General features: G+C 45.4%; 15 protein-coding genes. 8 read left to right on the forward strand and 7 right to left on the reverse strand.

Features of this window, described 5'->3' with window-relative positions:
* Positions 1 to 6 precede the first annotated feature (6 nt).
* Positions 7 to 1,842, forward strand: coding sequence for a phosphogluconate dehydratase (edd, locus tag H3V12_RS10335; protein ID WP_198214595.1), 1,836 nt, complete (start codon positions 7 to 9; stop codon positions 1,840 to 1,842).
* Between the two features lie 122 nt (positions 1,843 to 1,964).
* Here edd and folD read toward each other — a convergent pair whose 3' ends face one another.
* From folD to H3V12_RS10350, 3 genes are all read right to left on the reverse strand, one after another.
* Positions 1,965 to 2,864, reverse strand: a complete 900-nt coding sequence (gene folD, locus H3V12_RS10340; protein ID WP_075915493.1) for a bifunctional methylenetetrahydrofolate dehydrogenase/methenyltetrahydrofolate cyclohydrolase FolD — start codon at positions 2,862 to 2,864, stop codon at positions 1,965 to 1,967.
* Positions 2,865 to 3,318: 454 nt separating this feature from the next.
* The gene (locus H3V12_RS10345; RefSeq protein ID WP_075869873.1) at positions 3,319 to 4,029 is read right to left on the reverse strand and encodes an LrgB family protein; all 711 of its coding nucleotides are present in this window, start codon (positions 4,027 to 4,029) and stop codon (positions 3,319 to 3,321) included.
* A gap of 19 nt (positions 4,030 to 4,048) precedes the next feature.
* Positions 4,049 to 4,456 carry a CidA/LrgA family protein gene (locus tag H3V12_RS10350; protein ID WP_198214596.1) on the reverse strand — a complete coding sequence of 136 codons (408 nt, stop codon included), beginning with the start codon at positions 4,454 to 4,456 and terminating at the stop codon, positions 4,049 to 4,051.
* 91 nt (positions 4,457 to 4,547) lie between these two features.
* On the opposite strand from H3V12_RS10350, the gene H3V12_RS10355 reads away from it, so the two are divergent.
* The 7 genes from H3V12_RS10355 to H3V12_RS10385 all read left to right on the forward strand — a co-directional run bounded on the left by H3V12_RS10355 (position 4,548) and on the right by H3V12_RS10385 (position 12,177).
* Positions 4,548 to 5,429 carry a LysR family transcriptional regulator gene (locus H3V12_RS10355; protein ID WP_198214597.1) on the forward strand — a complete coding sequence of 294 codons (882 nt, stop codon included), beginning with the start codon at positions 4,548 to 4,550 and terminating at the stop codon, positions 5,427 to 5,429.
* A 232-nt stretch (positions 5,430 to 5,661) separates the two neighbouring features.
* Positions 5,662 to 6,288 (forward strand): glycosyltransferase family 29 protein, encoded by a 627-nt coding sequence (locus tag H3V12_RS10360; RefSeq protein ID WP_246787559.1) that lies wholly within the window; start codon positions 5,662 to 5,664, stop codon positions 6,286 to 6,288.
* Positions 6,289 to 6,394: 106 nt separating this feature from the next.
* Complete coding sequence (locus H3V12_RS10365; protein WP_198214599.1) at positions 6,395 to 7,135, forward strand: glycosyltransferase family 25 protein; 741 nt, start codon at positions 6,395 to 6,397, stop codon at positions 7,133 to 7,135.
* Between the two features lies 1 nt (position 7,136).
* Positions 7,137 to 7,835 (forward strand): polysaccharide deacetylase family protein, encoded by a 699-nt coding sequence (locus tag H3V12_RS10370; RefSeq protein WP_198214600.1) that lies wholly within the window; start codon positions 7,137 to 7,139, stop codon positions 7,833 to 7,835.
* Positions 7,836 to 8,020: 185 nt separating this feature from the next.
* Positions 8,021 to 9,919 carry an AsmA family protein gene (locus H3V12_RS11330; protein WP_198214601.1) on the forward strand — a complete coding sequence of 633 codons (1,899 nt, stop codon included), beginning with the start codon at positions 8,021 to 8,023 and terminating at the stop codon, positions 9,917 to 9,919.
* A 52-nt stretch (positions 9,920 to 9,971) separates the two neighbouring features.
* Positions 9,972 to 10,658, forward strand: a complete 687-nt coding sequence (locus tag H3V12_RS10380; RefSeq protein ID WP_198214602.1) for an MOSC domain-containing protein — start codon at positions 9,972 to 9,974, stop codon at positions 10,656 to 10,658.
* 670 nt (positions 10,659 to 11,328) lie between these two features.
* The gene (locus H3V12_RS10385) at positions 11,329 to 12,177 is read left to right on the forward strand and encodes an aldo/keto reductase (RefSeq protein WP_198214603.1); all 849 of its coding nucleotides are present in this window, start codon (positions 11,329 to 11,331) and stop codon (positions 12,175 to 12,177) included.
* A gap of 577 nt (positions 12,178 to 12,754) precedes the next feature.
* On the opposite strand, the gene H3V12_RS10390 is transcribed toward H3V12_RS10385, so the two are convergent.
* The 4 genes from H3V12_RS10390 to H3V12_RS10405 form a co-directional block, all read right to left on the reverse strand.
* Positions 12,755 to 12,898, reverse strand: coding sequence for a hypothetical protein (locus H3V12_RS10390; protein ID WP_178391758.1), 144 nt, complete (start codon positions 12,896 to 12,898; stop codon positions 12,755 to 12,757).
* A gap of 178 nt (positions 12,899 to 13,076) precedes the next feature.
* Positions 13,077 to 13,952, reverse strand: a complete 876-nt coding sequence (locus H3V12_RS10395; protein WP_198214604.1) for an HlyD family secretion protein — start codon at positions 13,950 to 13,952, stop codon at positions 13,077 to 13,079.
* Between the two features lie 5 nt (positions 13,953 to 13,957).
* The gene (locus tag H3V12_RS10400; RefSeq protein WP_075869218.1) at positions 13,958 to 14,161 is read right to left on the reverse strand and encodes a DUF1656 domain-containing protein; all 204 of its coding nucleotides are present in this window, start codon (positions 14,159 to 14,161) and stop codon (positions 13,958 to 13,960) included.
* Positions 14,158 to 16,248 (reverse strand): FUSC family protein, encoded by a 2,091-nt coding sequence (locus H3V12_RS10405; RefSeq protein ID WP_198214605.1) that lies wholly within the window; start codon positions 16,246 to 16,248, stop codon positions 14,158 to 14,160. The genes H3V12_RS10400 and H3V12_RS10405 overlap by 4 nt, the downstream gene beginning before the upstream one ends.
* Positions 16,249 to 16,369: the final 121 nt, after the last annotated feature.

A 16,369-nucleotide genomic window follows, 5' to 3' on the forward strand; every position in this document is an offset into this window, starting at 1 on the left:
GAGAAGATGTCTCTTTCAGGCACAATTGCTGCCGTGACAGACCGGATTCGTGAACGGTCCAAAAAAAGTCGCGAAATCTATCTTGACCGCATCACCCATGCAGCACGAAATCGCCCGCGTCGCAGCTTTTTTGCCTGTGCCAATCAGGCGCATAGCTTTGCCGCCTGCGCACCGCTTGATAAAGAACGGTTGAAAGAAGATGTCGTCGGTAATATCGGCATCATTACAGCCTATAATGACATGTTGTCTGCGCATCAGCCCTTTGAAGCTTTTCCGAAAATTATCAGGGAAGCAGCACGTGAAGCTGGCGGTGTAGCCGAAGTTGCAAGCGGTGTTCCGGCGATGTGCGATGGTATTACCCAAGGTTATACCGGCATGGAACTATCGCTTTTTTCACGTGATGTGATTGCTATGGCAGCAGCCGTCGGTCTTTCGCATGATGTGTTTGATGCTGCACTTTATCTCGGCATCTGCGACAAGATTGTACCGGGACTTTTGATAGCCGCGTTGACGTTCGGGCATATCCCCGCAATTTTTGTGCCGTCGGGCCCGATGACAACCGGTCAGGGCAATGACAAGAAAGCGGAAATCCGCCAGCTTTATGCCGAAGGCAAGGTCGACCGCAAAGCGTTGCTGCAATCGGAAGCGACATCCTATCATGGGCCGGGAACGTGCACTTTCTATGGAACGGCCAATTCCAACCAGATGATGATGGAAATGATGGGGCTTCATATGCCGGGAGCCGCATTCATCAACCCCAATACGCCGTTACGCGATGCATTAACGCGCGAAGCCACCAGACGCGCCCTCAAGATTACCGCCCTTGGCAATGAATATACGCCGGTCGGTGCGATGATCGACGAAAGGTCTTTTGTTAACGCCATTGTCGGATTGAATGCGACTGGTGGTTCAACGAACCATACAATCCATTTGATCGCTATGGCTCATGCCGCGGGTATTGATCTTACCTGGGGCGATATTGCCGAAATTTCGTCGGTCGTTCCGCTTATCGCAAGGGTTTATCCTAACGGTCTTGCCGATGTGAACTATTTTCATGCCGCTGGTGGAATGGGGTTTGTTATCAAACAATTGATTGAAGCGGGTCTCGTTCATGAAGATGTCCGCACAGTCGTCGGCGAGGGCTTGAGTGCCTATGCAACCGAACCGAAACTGGGAAGTGACGGACAAGTGGTGCGCGAACCGGCGCCGGAAAAAAGTGGCGATGAAAAGGTGCTTGCCGGCTGGCGGAAACCCTTCCAACCGGATGGAGGTATTCGTGTGCTTTCCGGCAATATGGGGGCGGCTATTATCAAAGTGTCGGCAGTCAAACCCGAACGCTGGTTGATTGAAGCACCGGCGCTGGTTTTCAATGACCAGTTGGAACTTCAAGAGGCTTTCAAAGCCGGCAAACTTGATGGCAAGGATTTTGTTGCCGTTGTGCGCTATCAGGGGCCAAAAGCCAACGGCATGCCGGAATTGCATAAACTCACAACAGTTCTCGGCGTGTTGCAGGATCGCGGACAAAAGATTGCTCTTGTTACCGATGGTCGTATGTCCGGCGCATCCGGCAAAATTCCGGCTGCAATCCATGTCACTCCCGAGGCACTGGACAACGGGCCGATTGCACGGTTGAAAGACGGAGATATGATCCGGCTTGATGCCAATGACGGAACATTGACAATTCTTGTTGATGAAAAGGAATTCAACAATAGACCGATCAAACACCCTGATCTTTCAGCCAATGAATTCGGAACCGGACGCGAACTTTTCCGTGTCTTCCGTGAATTTGTCGGGCGGGCCGATCAAGGAGCAAGTGTTGTCGTCGGGCCTTTGAGCAAATAGCTGGTTCAAACTTTTCTATTCATAAAAAACGCTCCGGATTTGAACATTCCGGAGCGTTTTTCGTTTATTTCATGAAATGACATCTATCCAACAAATGTTGGAAAGGAAATGTTGCAATCACATCAGAACTTTGGCAATGGCAAATTGTTTGCTTTGCACGCAGCCTTCAACGTATTTGCCATTAACATTGCAATTGTCATCGGACCAACACCGCCCGGAACAGGGGTGATGAAGCCCGCCACTTTTTCTGCGGTTTTATATTCGACATCACCGACGAGACGGGTTTTCCCCTGACCTTTTTCAGGTGCGGGAATGCGGTTGATGCCGACATCAATGACAGTTGCACCGGGTTTTATCCAGTCACCTTTGATCATTTCCGGTTTACCGACAGCGGCCACAAGAATATCGGCGCTACGGCAGACATCATCAATCTCGCGGGTGCGGCTATGGGCAATCGTTACTGTCGCATTGGCAGCAAGAAGGAGCGCTGCAACAGGTTTTCCAACAATATTCGAGCGGCCGACAACTACGGCATCAAGGCCTGAAAGATCTTTACCCAGTCCATGTTCAACCATCAGCATGATACCGGCGGGAGTGCAGGGAACGAATGCATCTTCGATTGCACCGGTCATAACTTTACCGGCATTGATATAGTGAAAACCGTCAACATCCTTATCCGGAGAAATTGTCTGTATCACATGATCGGCATTGATATGCGCGGGCAATGGCAATTGCACCAGAATACCGTGAATATTTTTGTCGGCATTCAATTCCTTGACGAGGGCAAGCAAATCCGCTTCGCTGGTTTTTTCATCCAGTTCATATTTGTTGGATAAAAAACCACATTCTTCAGCGCGCTTTTCCTTGGACGCGACATAAACTTTACTGGCAGAATCTTCCCCCACAATAATAACCGCAATTCCCGGTTGGATATCGTGTTGTTCACGTAAAACAGCTGTTTCCTGTTTTACCTTGGCAAGGATATCTTCAGAAAGCTTTTTCCCGTCAATCACATTGGCCATAAAGGAATCCTTTCACTAGGCTTTTTGTTCTGCTTTAGAGCATTTTCCTGAACTAGAACAGGTCATTGTGTCAAGATTGTACATGTTTGGCACAAAGGAAGTGAAAAATAACCACTTCAAGCACAAGTGCAGCGCAAGTGCGGGGAAAAACCGGTTCAGCTTTACCTGATGTCGTTCATTATCCGGAAGGCATAAAGGGTACCGGTTGCAATTTGAAAGAGTGGTCAAATTTTTAAGGAGCAAAAAATCCGTTTTTTTATACAGGAAAATTTCCGGAATTGATTTGAAAGGAACAAACCTTGCTGGCTCGATAGAAATAAAGCAAAGGCTGAATAGGAAGACAGCAACGGCTATTTTTAATGCAAATTGGCGTTATGGGAGATCTGTGTGAAAACGAATATCACTCAACAAACGAAGATATGCGGTTTTTATAAAGAACCGCATATCTTTTGTTCTATTTCAAAAGCCACCCGAGAATCGGTGCCAACAAGACGTTGACAATACCGACCATCACCATAACGAGGCCGGCAATCGAACCTTCCTCGCGTCCCATCTGGTGGGCGCGGGCGACGCCTGCACCATGCGCGCCCATGCCGAAAAGGGCACCGCGAGCAATTGAAGAGCGCAGCGGCAAATATTTGACAATAACCTCGCCTAACGCTGCTCCGAGAACGCCGGTCAACACAACAAATACTGCTGTCAAATCCGGAATGCCGCCAATGTCGCCCGAAACTTCCATGGCAAAAGGTGTACTGATCGAGCGCGGCATCAAACTTAGCCGCAAAGCAGGGTCCAATTGCATAAGTGTTGCAAGTCCCCATGCCGACATCATCGAGGCAAAAGAACCGACGATAATGCCAATAGCGAGAATGAACCAGTTTCTGGCAATGATGCGGCGTTGCTGCCAGATCGGAACTGCAAAGGCAACGGTAACCGGCCCCAGAATTGCAACCAACCAATGCGTTGCTTTGATGTAGTGGGCGTAATCGCCTTTAAGCAGAACAACAACAATCATCAGCAGCAGTGGCGTTACTGCCAATGGTGTCAGCCACCAGTAAGAAAAACGACGGTAAAAAGCTTTAGCCGCCATATAGAGGAGAATCGTAACGAGTGACCAGAAAACAGTTTTGAAAACCGGACTCGTATAAAGCTCGATATCCGCCATATAGCGTTCAAGGTCGGTTTCAATGTTTGACATGGCGCATTAACATCCAACGGTAACAAAGGTCTATGGTCAAGGCGGTAATGCTCATAACAACAAAGGTACCGCCCAAAATAACGACCAGAATTTTGATACCCAATAATCCGATAAATTCTTTGTGATTGAGAAGAGCCAGAACAGCCGGAACGAAAAACAAAAGCATTTCTGCAATAAGCCAATCGGCAGCACGTTTCATGCTTAATATGCTAAGTTTCCCGCTAGCCAGTGCAACGAGTGCCAGCACCATGCCGATAATTGCCCCCGGAATCGGTAGGTTAAATGCCCAGGTAATAATTTCGCCAATAACCCAGAACACGCAAATGAGCCCGATCTGGGCAAATATGTTGTGATGAAAAAGATGGCGCGTTTGAATTGCTAGACGATGTATCATTTTGTACTCCTGACGGAGCGTTAGATAAGTGATGAAGTGCCATTCGTAAAATGAATTGAATTCATGTTAACTATTCCTATATAGCATAGTCATGCAGATCAGAACCCTTGAAGCTTTTATAGAAATTATTCGGCAAAACGGCTTTTCCGCTGCGGCGAAAGTTTTGAATGCCACTCAATCAACAATTAGCAAATCTTTGGCCCAGCTTGAAAACCAGTATGGAACCAAATTAATCAATCGCAACAAGGGAAAAATGCAACTTACGGCTGCGGGTGAATATGTCTTTCGGCATGCCCAGCGGATACTTGCCGAAGAAACGGCAATAGAACGCGAAATTGCCGAATTGAAGGGCTTGAAACGCGGTGTGTTGAAAATCGGACTTCCGCCTATTGGCAGTTCGGAGCTTTTTGCTCCCGTTCTTGCCCGCTATACGTCTTCACACCCGCAGATTGATATCAATATTGTCGAACACGGGAGCAAAAAACTGGAAGAGCTGGTGCGGCAGGGCGAAATCGAACTTGCCGGTTCTCTGGTGCCAATTGCGAGCGGCTTTGATTATCAAGATGTTCGTAATGATCCTGTTGTTGCGTTAATGCCGGCCAGTCTTGCCGGAGAGCGAACCACAATCACGGCCAAAGAGCTTGCCGAATATCCGTTTGTGCTTTTTGCCAGCCAATTCGCTTTGACACCGCTTGTTATTGAAACATTCCGTAAAAAAGGACTGTCGCCGATCGTTTCGGCACGCTCGAGCCAGATCGACTTTTTGTTTGGCCTTGTTGCAGCCGGTATGGGAGTGGGGTTTTTGCCAAGGATGATTGCAGAAAAACGCAATGTCAAAAATGTTAAAACCGTCGAAATCACCGATACAGCGATCGAATGGCATATGGCATTGATCTGGCGCAGTAACGATCACCTTTCCTATGCGGCTCGTGAATGGTTGCGTCTATCACGGCAATATCACGGCACGCCGTGATCAATATGCTCGAACGAAGTTTGTGCGAAAATTCGACAAAAAGTGGGCTGTTTAATTACAAATATCGGGAAGTTGCTTTTAAAAATTTTTTAGAAAAGCTGTTATTATTTTGTTTTCTTTTAATAAAAATGCCGTAATCCTTTGTTCTTTCCATGAAAAACGGTCACTATAAGCATTGATATCAATGCACAAAAAAAGAACGGGCGAAAACGTCATAATTGGGATCAGGCGTATGAAAACTCAAAAACGACGGTTTATTGTTGTAGGAAATGCCGATTTACCGCGAGATCTTTCTCGAGAAATAGACAGTGCCGACTATGTTTTACGCTTCAATCAGCCACGTTTGCTTGATGGTTGGAGCGGTTCTAAGACAAGTTGTTTGATGATGTGTAATTCTGGCAAACCGATGCAGGAAAAGCTGGAAGACCCGACTTTCCTTGAATGCAAGTTTTTCAAACAGGCAGAATTGATTACATTTGTCTACCATCCTTATATCATGAAAACTTATTTTTCCCGTCCGCGTTTGCTGTCGCAATTATTCAAACATCGTCGGGTCGATTGGACAAAGCAGGCAATTAAAGTCCTCGGTGAAGCGGGTAAGGATATTCTGATAAAATCTGCACAATTCTACCTTGATGCCTGTGCCGAAATTGGCATTAAAGACGAAAAGCTGAAGGAATGGTTTCCTTCAACCGGCTATCTCGGAATCTGGGATTTCCTACACCACTACGATTTGACCGAGTGGGAAATTTACATATGTGGCTTCACCTGGAAAGGTTGGAAACATCACGCCTGGTCAGCAGAAGAAAGATGGGTTCGCGACCGTGTCAATGAAGGAACATGCCATTTCCTTGAATGAGCAATTTTAAGAGCAAGCGGTATAATTCACATTGTTTTCCTTTCCATTCGTCCCTAGTATGGAAGCCGGGCTTTAACCGCCCGCTTTTAAAACTTTCGGGTCGAATATGAACGGTTCAGAGAAAACCATCAAAGCGCTGATTATCCATCTCGATCGTGCGGATGAGCGACAGATACAAGTTGAATTGCTCGAAAGAATGCTGCCTTGTCCTGCAATGGTTTTGAATGCTGTTGATAGTCTTGACCTTGATGACAAGACGATTTTCCAATTTTACAGAAAACAGCTTTATCGTCCTTTTTATCCCTTTGCTTTGTCAAAAAACGAAATTGCGTGTTTTTTGTCGCATAGACGCGCCTGGCAAAAAATCGTCGACGAGGGAATGGATGCAGGATTTATCATTGAAGACGATGTTGCTCTGGACGAGCGATTTGACGAAGTTTTCCGGTTTGCTGTCGAGGAAGCCAATGAAGAAAGTTTCATCCGTTTTCCTTTTCGGGTGCGCGAAACAGGAAAAATAATCGCTGAAAAAGGCGATATTAAACTTATCAGGCCGACAGAAATCGGTTTGGGGCAGGTTGCCCAACTGGTGGGCCGTAGTGCTGCCCGAAAACTACTTGATGCGACAGCCACATTCGATCGTCCGGTTGATACGACCGAACAATTATATTGGAAAACCGGCGTCCATCCACAGGTTATTCTACCTCCTGTGGTTCGCGAGATTTCTGCCGAACTTGGCGGCTCGACGATCAAAAGCAAACATTCTCTTTTTGCCCGCCTTTATCGAGAACTGGCCCGCCCGCTTTATCGGCATCGCATAAAGGTTCTATCGAAACGTCAGGAAGGTTAATATGGCTGTTCCCATACTTCTTTATCATCATTTAGGTACGCCGCCCAAGGCAGGTATTCCGGGGCGCTCCAATTATGTTACGGTTGAAAAATTTATAAGGCAAATGCATGTCTTGAAACGTATCGGCTTTCAAGGATTGTCACTCAAAGAAGCAATGCCTTATATTCGCGGCAGCAAAAAGGGAAAAGTGGCGGCGATAACTTTCGACGACGGTTTTTTATCTGTTTATCAGGATGCTATGCCTGTTCTTGATGAATTGGGGTTCAGTGCAACCGATTTTTTTGTCTCTTCGCGTATGGGGCTCGACAATTCATGGGATAATGAACGTTCACAGCGCGACAAGATAATGACATTCGACCAAATGAGAGATTGGGCGGCGCATGGGCATGAAGTCGGTGGCCATACAAATGACCATCCGCATTTAAAAGATATTCCGATTGAGGAAGCAGAACGCCAGATAATCGAAAACAAGGCAAAACTTGAAGAAGAACTCGGCTCGCCCATTATATCTTTTGCCTATCCCTTTGGTGACGAAAATGAAGCCATCCAAAAAATCGTAAAAAATGCCGGTTATCGTTATGCTGTTACAACAGTCAAATCGCGTGCACGGGGAAACGAAGGGGATTTTGAATTGCCTAGACACAGTATTCGCCGCAATGACACGATTTTACATTTTTTAGCCAAGTGTCTTCTGCGCTAGCGGGGCATAAGTTACGCTTTCACAGCATTTTCATTGTTGTTGGAATAAAATTCGATTAAAAAAATGCCGGGCAATAAAACCCGGCAAAAATTTAAACAAGGGCATTTCAGAAACAAGCTTTCACTGGAAGCCGAAATGTAATTCGGTTTTAATCATTTATGGTTAATAAAAGGTAAAGGGACGAGGTGCACAGAAAAAACATAAAATATGTCGGCGCGCTGGTTGTGCTGTTGGGACTTATCGTTGTGGCGATTTTCCTGCTGTTGCCGGCTCTCGTTTCGACCGATGCGATCCGCATCCGCCTTGCACAGGATTTAAGTGCATGGACGGGTTATAATGTGCAATTGCGAGAAGCGCCGAAACTTGATCTTTTCCCTTATCCTAAAGCATCGTTGGCCGGTGTGATACTCACGCCGACAAATGATGATACAGCACCACTTATGGAAGCGGAGCGCATTGAAGTCGATTTATCACTCATTGATGCTTTGTTCGGGCACATCACATTTTCGCAAACCCGCATTATCAATCCACATTTTGTTATGGAAGAGCCGGTCAAAACAGTTACCGATTTTTTTGACGCAGTTTCAAGGTCGCAAGGCAGTTTCGGAGCAGCCGTTCGTGAAGCCCGCGAAATTGTTAACAAGAATCCTGATCATCCTGATATAACCCGCCTTCTTAATCAACCATTCGGGCGGATAGTGATTGACAATGGAGAGCTGCTCTATCGCAAAAACCTCGGAGGGATGGCAGAAAAAATTACGGCACTTAACGCTGTGCTTGAATGGCCGGAATCAACAAGAGCGGCAAGTTTTCGTGCCAATGCCATGTGGCACGGAAAAGCAACCGATTTGCGTATTGATGCGATGCAGGCGCTGATATTTTTTTCCGGCGGTACCAGCGAACTTAGAGCCAGCCTTAATTCTTTAAGCGGCGGTATCACTTTTGAAGGGAAAGGGCGCCTTTCCGAAAGCTATATTTTTGACGGACGAATTGCAGCCCGTTCTCCGGGCTGGAACAAGACCATGGATTGGCTCGGTTACCGTCAGGTGCTGGGTCAAGGATTGAAAGCGCCGGTTGTCTGGGAATCGGATTTTTCTGCCCAACCCGGTCATATGCAATTTAACAATGTCAATTTCAAACTAGGAAATGATAATGCCCGCGGCGCACTCGCCACCGGTTATCAGGATCATCTGCCTGTCATCAGCGGGTCGCTTGCTTTTGACAAGCTCAATCTTGACACATTGGTTGCAACATTTTTCCCGGATGAAGAAAAAAACGAATTTCTTGATCTTTCGGTTCTTGACCTGATTGGTCTTGATATCCGCATGTCGGCACCAGAGGCGCGGCTTGGAACAATAACCCTCAATAATCTTGCAGCTGCCATACAGATCAGAAGCGGGCGGGGAATTTTCGATCTCGGCAATGCCAATGCATTTGGCGGAGCCATCCAATCCAATATCCAGATCAGTCGCGATAATGATAAAGCCAGCATTGAAGGCCGCGTTTCAGGAAATTCTCTCGACCTCCAATCAATAGCGCAGGCTTTCGGTCATCCTTCCTTTGTCAATGCAAAAACCGGTCTTATCCTGACAATGCATGCCCCGTTCAGCCGGTGGTCGGAAGTTGTTTCCAAAATGCAAGGCCATCTGACATTGAATATGTCGCAGGGCAATATTAAAGGCTATGATATTGAAAAGCTGCGGACAGCGATAGGCGGCGGTGATGAAGCGCAGATTGAAAACTCAGCGGATGCGTCGACGGATTTTGATAGATGGGATATCGAAACAACGATTACTGACGAAAATCTTGTTATTGATAAATCGGTCATTCAAATGGGCAATTGGCAACTTTTGACCAAAGGAACGGCAGATATTCAAACTGAAGACAATAAAAACAATGGTTACGAAATTAAACTTGATGCGGTCTTGAAAAAAGTGCCACGCTCCGACAAAGCCTGCGCCGATGTTACCTGTCTGATGAACAGTCTTGTCAAACCATTAGGTTTTTCAATGTCTGGCAGACGATTTCCATATGGCATCGTCGATCTTCAGCGCGATAATGCGTCAGAAAGGAAACTGGACTAAAAGCAGTTTCGAGGCATAACCACCAGCACCTATTATTATCGGTTTTAAAAAAATGGTAAAACTTTTAGCACTGTCAGTTGGTCCGATAAAAGCAATAGGACCAGAAAAGTTGCAAAGCGGGATTGACAAAAAACCGGTTGATCGACCTCTGTTTCTCACCAAAACCGGTTTTATTGGTGACGAACAGGCAGACAAGAAACATCATGGTGGAATGGAAAAGGCCGTTCATCACTATGATTTTGACCATTATGCTTTCTGGAAAAACGAGCTTGGGCATAAAGCGGTCTTTGATACGCCGACTGCCTTCGGGGAAAATCTGTCAACCTCTGGTTTGAGCGAGAAAGATATTGCTGTCGGGGATGTTTATCGTCTAGGGAAAGCTATCATAGAAGTTTCGCAAGGAAGACAGCCCTGTTTCCGGCTCAATGTAAGGTTCGGTGTCACCGATATGTCACTGCGCACGCAAAAAAGCGGGCGAACAGGCTGGTATTATCGTGTTTTACAGGAGGGGGAGGTAACTCTGCAAGACGAGCTTGAACTTCTCGAACGGTTGCACGAAGAGTGGACGATTTATCGTTTATGGAAGGCTTTTTATGTGACCAGAACCGATTATGAAGAATTGTCGCATATTGCTTCATTGAACGAATTATCACCAAGCTGGCGCTCTCTTGCCCAAAAGCGGTTGGATAATCACGAGATAGAAGACTGGACAAAGAGATTATATGGAGCAGCGAAATAATAATCCGGAATGCGCTTTTTCGCTTCAGTGCTTTATTGGTGATCATAGCTTTTACCTGTCTATATCTTCGGCCTTATTGACGTGAAAAACAACAAGAGTTTTATATTTCCTTGCGGGTTTTGATGTTTCTATCCACACGATAACGCGTTGCGGGTAAATTGGAATTTGATTCAGCGTTTATCACCTGTTCGTCACATAAACATCGTGAAAAGCTGAGGGATCAAGGCATTTTGTTGGACGACTGAATAAACCGGTTTTCCAAAAAAATGCGAACCAGAAATAACATGTCAGGCGAAGCACCTGAATATCCAAAGGAGTCTGAAGGACGCATAATTTTAAGATTTTTCGAAAAATTAAAAATATAAAAGAATATTTTTTGAAGATATTTTTATAAAATATAAAATTCATTTAATTTAATCGAGATGAAAAATATTCATGGAAAATAAAATATTCCGATTTGAATTTTAACGTTTAATTGTTGATTTTAATCGAAATAATATATTTTAACTAAGTTATGTGATACACATCACTTTTTATTTTTGAATTCTGTTTTTACCTTACTGTCAATTCAGGTGATTATGCATTATGATCTACTCCAATGAAAAATCCATGAACGTCGTTGACGGGATGGAGTGTGGTTCATATTGAATAAGATAATCAAGGAGAATAGATGTCAGAACTTTCACAAAATAAATCGGTTCCCTTGCTTAAGATGAATGATGGCTTGTTCATTCCACAACTGGGCTTCGGGGTTTTTAAAATTCCCGAACGCGATACCAGAGACGCTGTTAAACAGGCAATAAAGACAGGCTACCGGCACATTGATACAGCCAAAGCTTATGATAACGAAGAAGGTGTCGGGCTTGGTGTTGCCGATTCAGGTATCGAACGCAAAAATATTTTTATTGCCACCAAAGTCTGGAATAGTGACCAAGGCTATGACAATACGATGCGCGCTTTTGAAGAAAGTACAAAGCGGCTCCGCATGAACGCGGTTGATCTTTATCTTATCCATTGGCCCTTGCCAGCGCGTGATCTGTTTGTGGAAACGTGGAAAGCTTTGATCAGACTCAAACAGGAAAATCGTGTCCGGTCTATCGGCGTTTGCAATTTCCGTATTGTCGATCTTGAACGGATTATCAAGGAAACAGGTGTTGCCCCCGCAGTCAATCAGGTGGAACTGCATCCGCATTTTCAACAAAAGCAATTACGCATTTTCCATGATAAAAACAATATATTGACCGAAGCATGGGCACCTCTCGGACGCGGCCAATTTTTTGATGATCCTGTGCTGAAAAAAATTGCCGGTGAACATCATAAAACTGTCGCGCAAATCATTTTGCGCTGGCATATGGAAATGGGCACGATTGCAATTCCAAAGTCCAGCTCTGCGGAACGTATGGCCGAGAATTTCAATATATTCGATTTTTCGCTTACCGCCGCAAATCATGACGCTATTGCCGCGCTTGATAAATTGGATGGGCGTATGGGGCCGGACCCTTCCGAATTTCAGGCATAAATCTTATGAAAAATTCAGGTTGAAAGGTTTGAGAAAAACAGAATTTTAAAAGCGGAAGCTGTTTCAAGCTTTCGCTTTTTGTTTAGACATCAAATGTCCGATTTTCGGCGTGCTTGCTCATATTTTATTGCCAAATGATTTCCTCAATTTTTACAATCTTGTTTGATGAGAATGCCGTTGCCGATTGGTGATATGGTTATCTAAAATCCGATAATTGATGGCTTTGTTCCGATCACTGTAATAGGAGTGTGCCCCCGCGGAATTTGAAAATGCTTGGCGATAACAAAAGCAGCCATATTCGACTTTTTAATTCAGGAAAAATCGGGCTTTTCACATTTGTGAAGTTCGATTTGTTTACCGACAAAACGGATAATCAAAATTTAAGAAATTCCGCAAGCCGCCTTCAATCGGCGGAAAGAAGATTCCACAAAATTCAGCCGGTAAATTGAAACGGGAACAAACAGACTTATCGGAAACGGACGGAGAAATCATAAAAAGAAGGGGCCTGAAGGCCCCTTTTAAAGTTATGACTGCCGGCTTTCGTTTGACAAGGGAATCCGGTCAGATAGTTCAGATATTAACGCATCGAGCTATGAACACCATAACCGTCTTTGCTCATAAACTCGTTATTTCCAGCACCGACCGAACCAATTCCGGCAGCAACTAGAATAAATGTGAAAAGAGCAGCAACAGTCACCAAGGTGGCTCTCTTGGCTGACATTTTATCTCTCCGATCAAATGTGATTATCAAGTTTTAATTTGTGTGTTGTCATATAGCGAAGTTTCTTTTTCGACAATGAATGAACAGCGCTTTATTCGGAGTTTTTGCCGATTAAAGTAAAAAAAAGTTAAATCTGTTGCACTTAAGTGACGAAAAAATCTTGACGAAAATCAACCGGTTATTTCTTGTGTTCTTCGATTGCGACACTGACAGTGCGTCCCGAAACAAGGTGGATATTGTCAGGTACCGGATCAAGTTTGATACGCACCGGTATACGTTGTGCAAGGCGAACCCAGTTGAATGTCGGCGCAACATTGGCAAGCAGGCTTGTGGTTTGCGTGCGTTCGCGATCTTCAATGCCTGCAGCAAAACCTTCAACAACGCCGGTCAACACAGTGCTTGATCCCATAATGTGGATGGTTGCACGACTGCCGATATGAATGCGGTCGAGTTTGTTTTCTTCAAAATAGCCGGACGCATAAAACGAATCGGTATCGACAAGCGCGGTAACCGGTTTGCCTTGCGTAACATATTCACCAGGTTCCAGAGAAAAATTGGTCAGTTTACCATTTACAGCAGCACGCACTGTCGAACGTTCAAGATCGAGTTTCGCCGTATCAAGCTGGACGATTGCCTTGCGCAATGTCGCTGCGGTTTGCAATTCCTGCATAGCGGCCGTCTCCAATTGTTGGCGGGTGATGGTTTTATCATCCAGTTTCTGGTCACGCTCGAGATCGCGTTTTGCCTGATCGTGAGCAGCTTTTGCGTTGTCAACCATGGCTTGTGCATCTTCAAAAGCTAAAGAAAAACGTGCCTGATCAATCTTGAAAAGAACATCGCCCTTTTTGACATGTTGGTTATCGACGACATTGACCTCGGTTACAAAACCGGAAACATCAGGCGCGACACGAACAACATCGGCACTTATTTTACCGTCTCTTGTCCATGGGTCATTCATGTAATAGTTCCATAACTGCCAGAGGAGGAGGCCGGCCACCAGAGCCATGACAAGGGTGAAAAATATACGACCGGAATTGGCTATAAGCTTGTTCATATCCGTTAAATCCGAGTTACAATGAAAGAAAGAATACTCAAAATGATGAAATAGGTTGCCGCTGCAAAAAGCGCGTGGTGCCAGATGAAGCGTTCCAACCCTTTGCGCAAGATGAACCGCTGGAGAGCAACATTCAAAAAATAGCTGACAAGTGCCAGAATTCCGATTGTCGGAATATAGACACCATAAATATCAACCTCGGGGTTCATGAGTCATGTCCTTTGAAAATCGGAGGCAAGACCGCTTTGTAAGGCTTTGCATCACCAAACAAATTTTGCCGCAATCCGGTTAATGCAAACGAGATCTTCTGATGATCTTCCGAATCCGGAAGTGCAAGAGTCCAGTTGAGTGTTGTATCAATTGCTTCCAACAATTCTTTGCCTTCGGGCACGTCGGTGCTATTTACTTTTATGCGATAGTAGAACGCGAGTTCCTCCAAAACATTGGCAAGATTTTGTCGATTGGTTGGCCCTTGTGAATCCTTCAAATGTTGCAATTCGATTGTATCAAGCCCCACACGGACATCTTTGAGAATATCGGTCTGGCGAACGCGTGAATGGATCGGGATCAAGGCATAACGTGGCGCAATCAAGCCATAGCGGTAAAGCATACGGTGTAACAATTCGTTATAGGCTTTGGTATTTGTCGGCCTTTCGGCAACTTCGATAATATCAAGCCAGCTTGCACGGATGAGGCGAAAAGCGCTCCATTCCGCACCGACGGAGCGTACGATGGAAGCCGTTGCTGCTGCAACAATAATTCCCAAAATCATTGCTGTATTGATATTGATGAAATTATAAAAATCACCACTCAATCGTGATTGCAGCAATAACAGATTGGGCAGGTTGACTGTCATTGTCATGCCCATGGCAAATTTTGAAGGGATGGCCATCATGATGCCGGCCGGTATCAGGACGAGTGCCAAACAAAGCATGAGCGGCAAATAGCCGTCCACAAGTGGTAAAATGCCAAATTGCAGGACAAAGGCAATAACAAGAACCAAAAGAATTTGTTTCAGCATCCCGCGAATTGCCGGAACAGGGTCGTCTTTCGTTGCAAAAAGGCTACTAAAAATACCGGTCATCATTGCAGCGGTAGCGCCTTGTGTCCATTCGGTCATACGCCACAAAGTCACAATAATGAAAATGGCAAGGATTGCAGAAAAGGCTGAAAGAAAGGCAATGCCGAAGTCATAGTGGATAGACCGGACTTCGCCCAGAAAATCGAAACGGTGCCAACGCAATTTGTGTTGGGTGCCGTTGACGATATCATTACGCAAATGCAGACAGTCGGAATAGATTTCCATAATATCAACAAGGCGTAATGTCAGATTGCGCGAAACAAGATCAAGCCACACTTTCGAACGGCCAATATCATCCAATATGGATTGCTTCAAAGCCTTGATGCGGGCGATGCCTTCCGGCTTCATCGGCTCGTGGGTTTTTAGCCAGGCAGCGGTTTCTTCAATCAATTCGTCAAGTTTGGTGCTGTTGCTTTTGCCATCACATTGCTCTGTAATCAATTTGTTGCGCCGGTTGATAAGATCGTTACAGCTTGCAACCATCGGCAATAAAGAAACCATGCGGCTTTGCAAAACGCGCATGGCATTGACAGTGGATGGCAATGTCGAAGAGTCATAAGTGACATGCGTGGTAAAGGCGCGCAAATCAACGGCATCAATTGCGAGTTTTTGGCGTCTTTTTAATGCGTCTTCGCTTTTGCCTTGTCCTCTAATGTACATAATTGCAAGATCGGCACTGTTTCTGAGCCATTTATCAATACGCTCTGCCAGAACCGGCCCTGCATGACGGGGAAAAACAAGGCGGCCAACTAGCGCGGCAGAAATGATGCCAACGCCGATTTCTTCCACACGACTTGCCGAATAATCAAAGACTGTTTCCGGCGCGTCGACGATCATAAATCCGATAATGCAGATGCTATAGCCGGCAAGCATCGAGACGTAAGCGCGCGGTGACCGGTCCAATACGCTGATGAACAAACAACAGCCGAGCCATAAGGCAAGTCCCAAAGTTGTAAGCTCGGGTGAGGGGATAAGCATGGGCAACATGATAACGGTTGCCATGCCGCCGATTACCGTTCCAAGAAGTCGATAAAATGCTTTGGAAGTCAAAGCCCCGGATAGCGGATTGGCAACAATATAAACGGCTGTCATCGTCCAATAAGGGTTGGGAAGATCGCATAAAAAGGCGATATAAAGAGCCAAAGCCGCGGCTGCAAAAGTTTTCAGGGAAAAGACAACATCCCAAACAGTCGGTTGTTTAACGCTAACAGTCATAAATTTTCAAACAAACACAATAAGCGGGCAAAAAGACAATTCCCCTTTGTCCGGAATAACACAATAAAGCTGCTTTCCTACGAGATCACTAATCTGACAGCGTTGAGAGAAGGTAGTTTCT

This window comes from Bartonella sp. W8167, from assembly GCF_016100335.1.
GTDB classification, from domain to species: Bacteria; Pseudomonadota; Alphaproteobacteria; order Rhizobiales; family Rhizobiaceae; genus Bartonella; species Bartonella apis.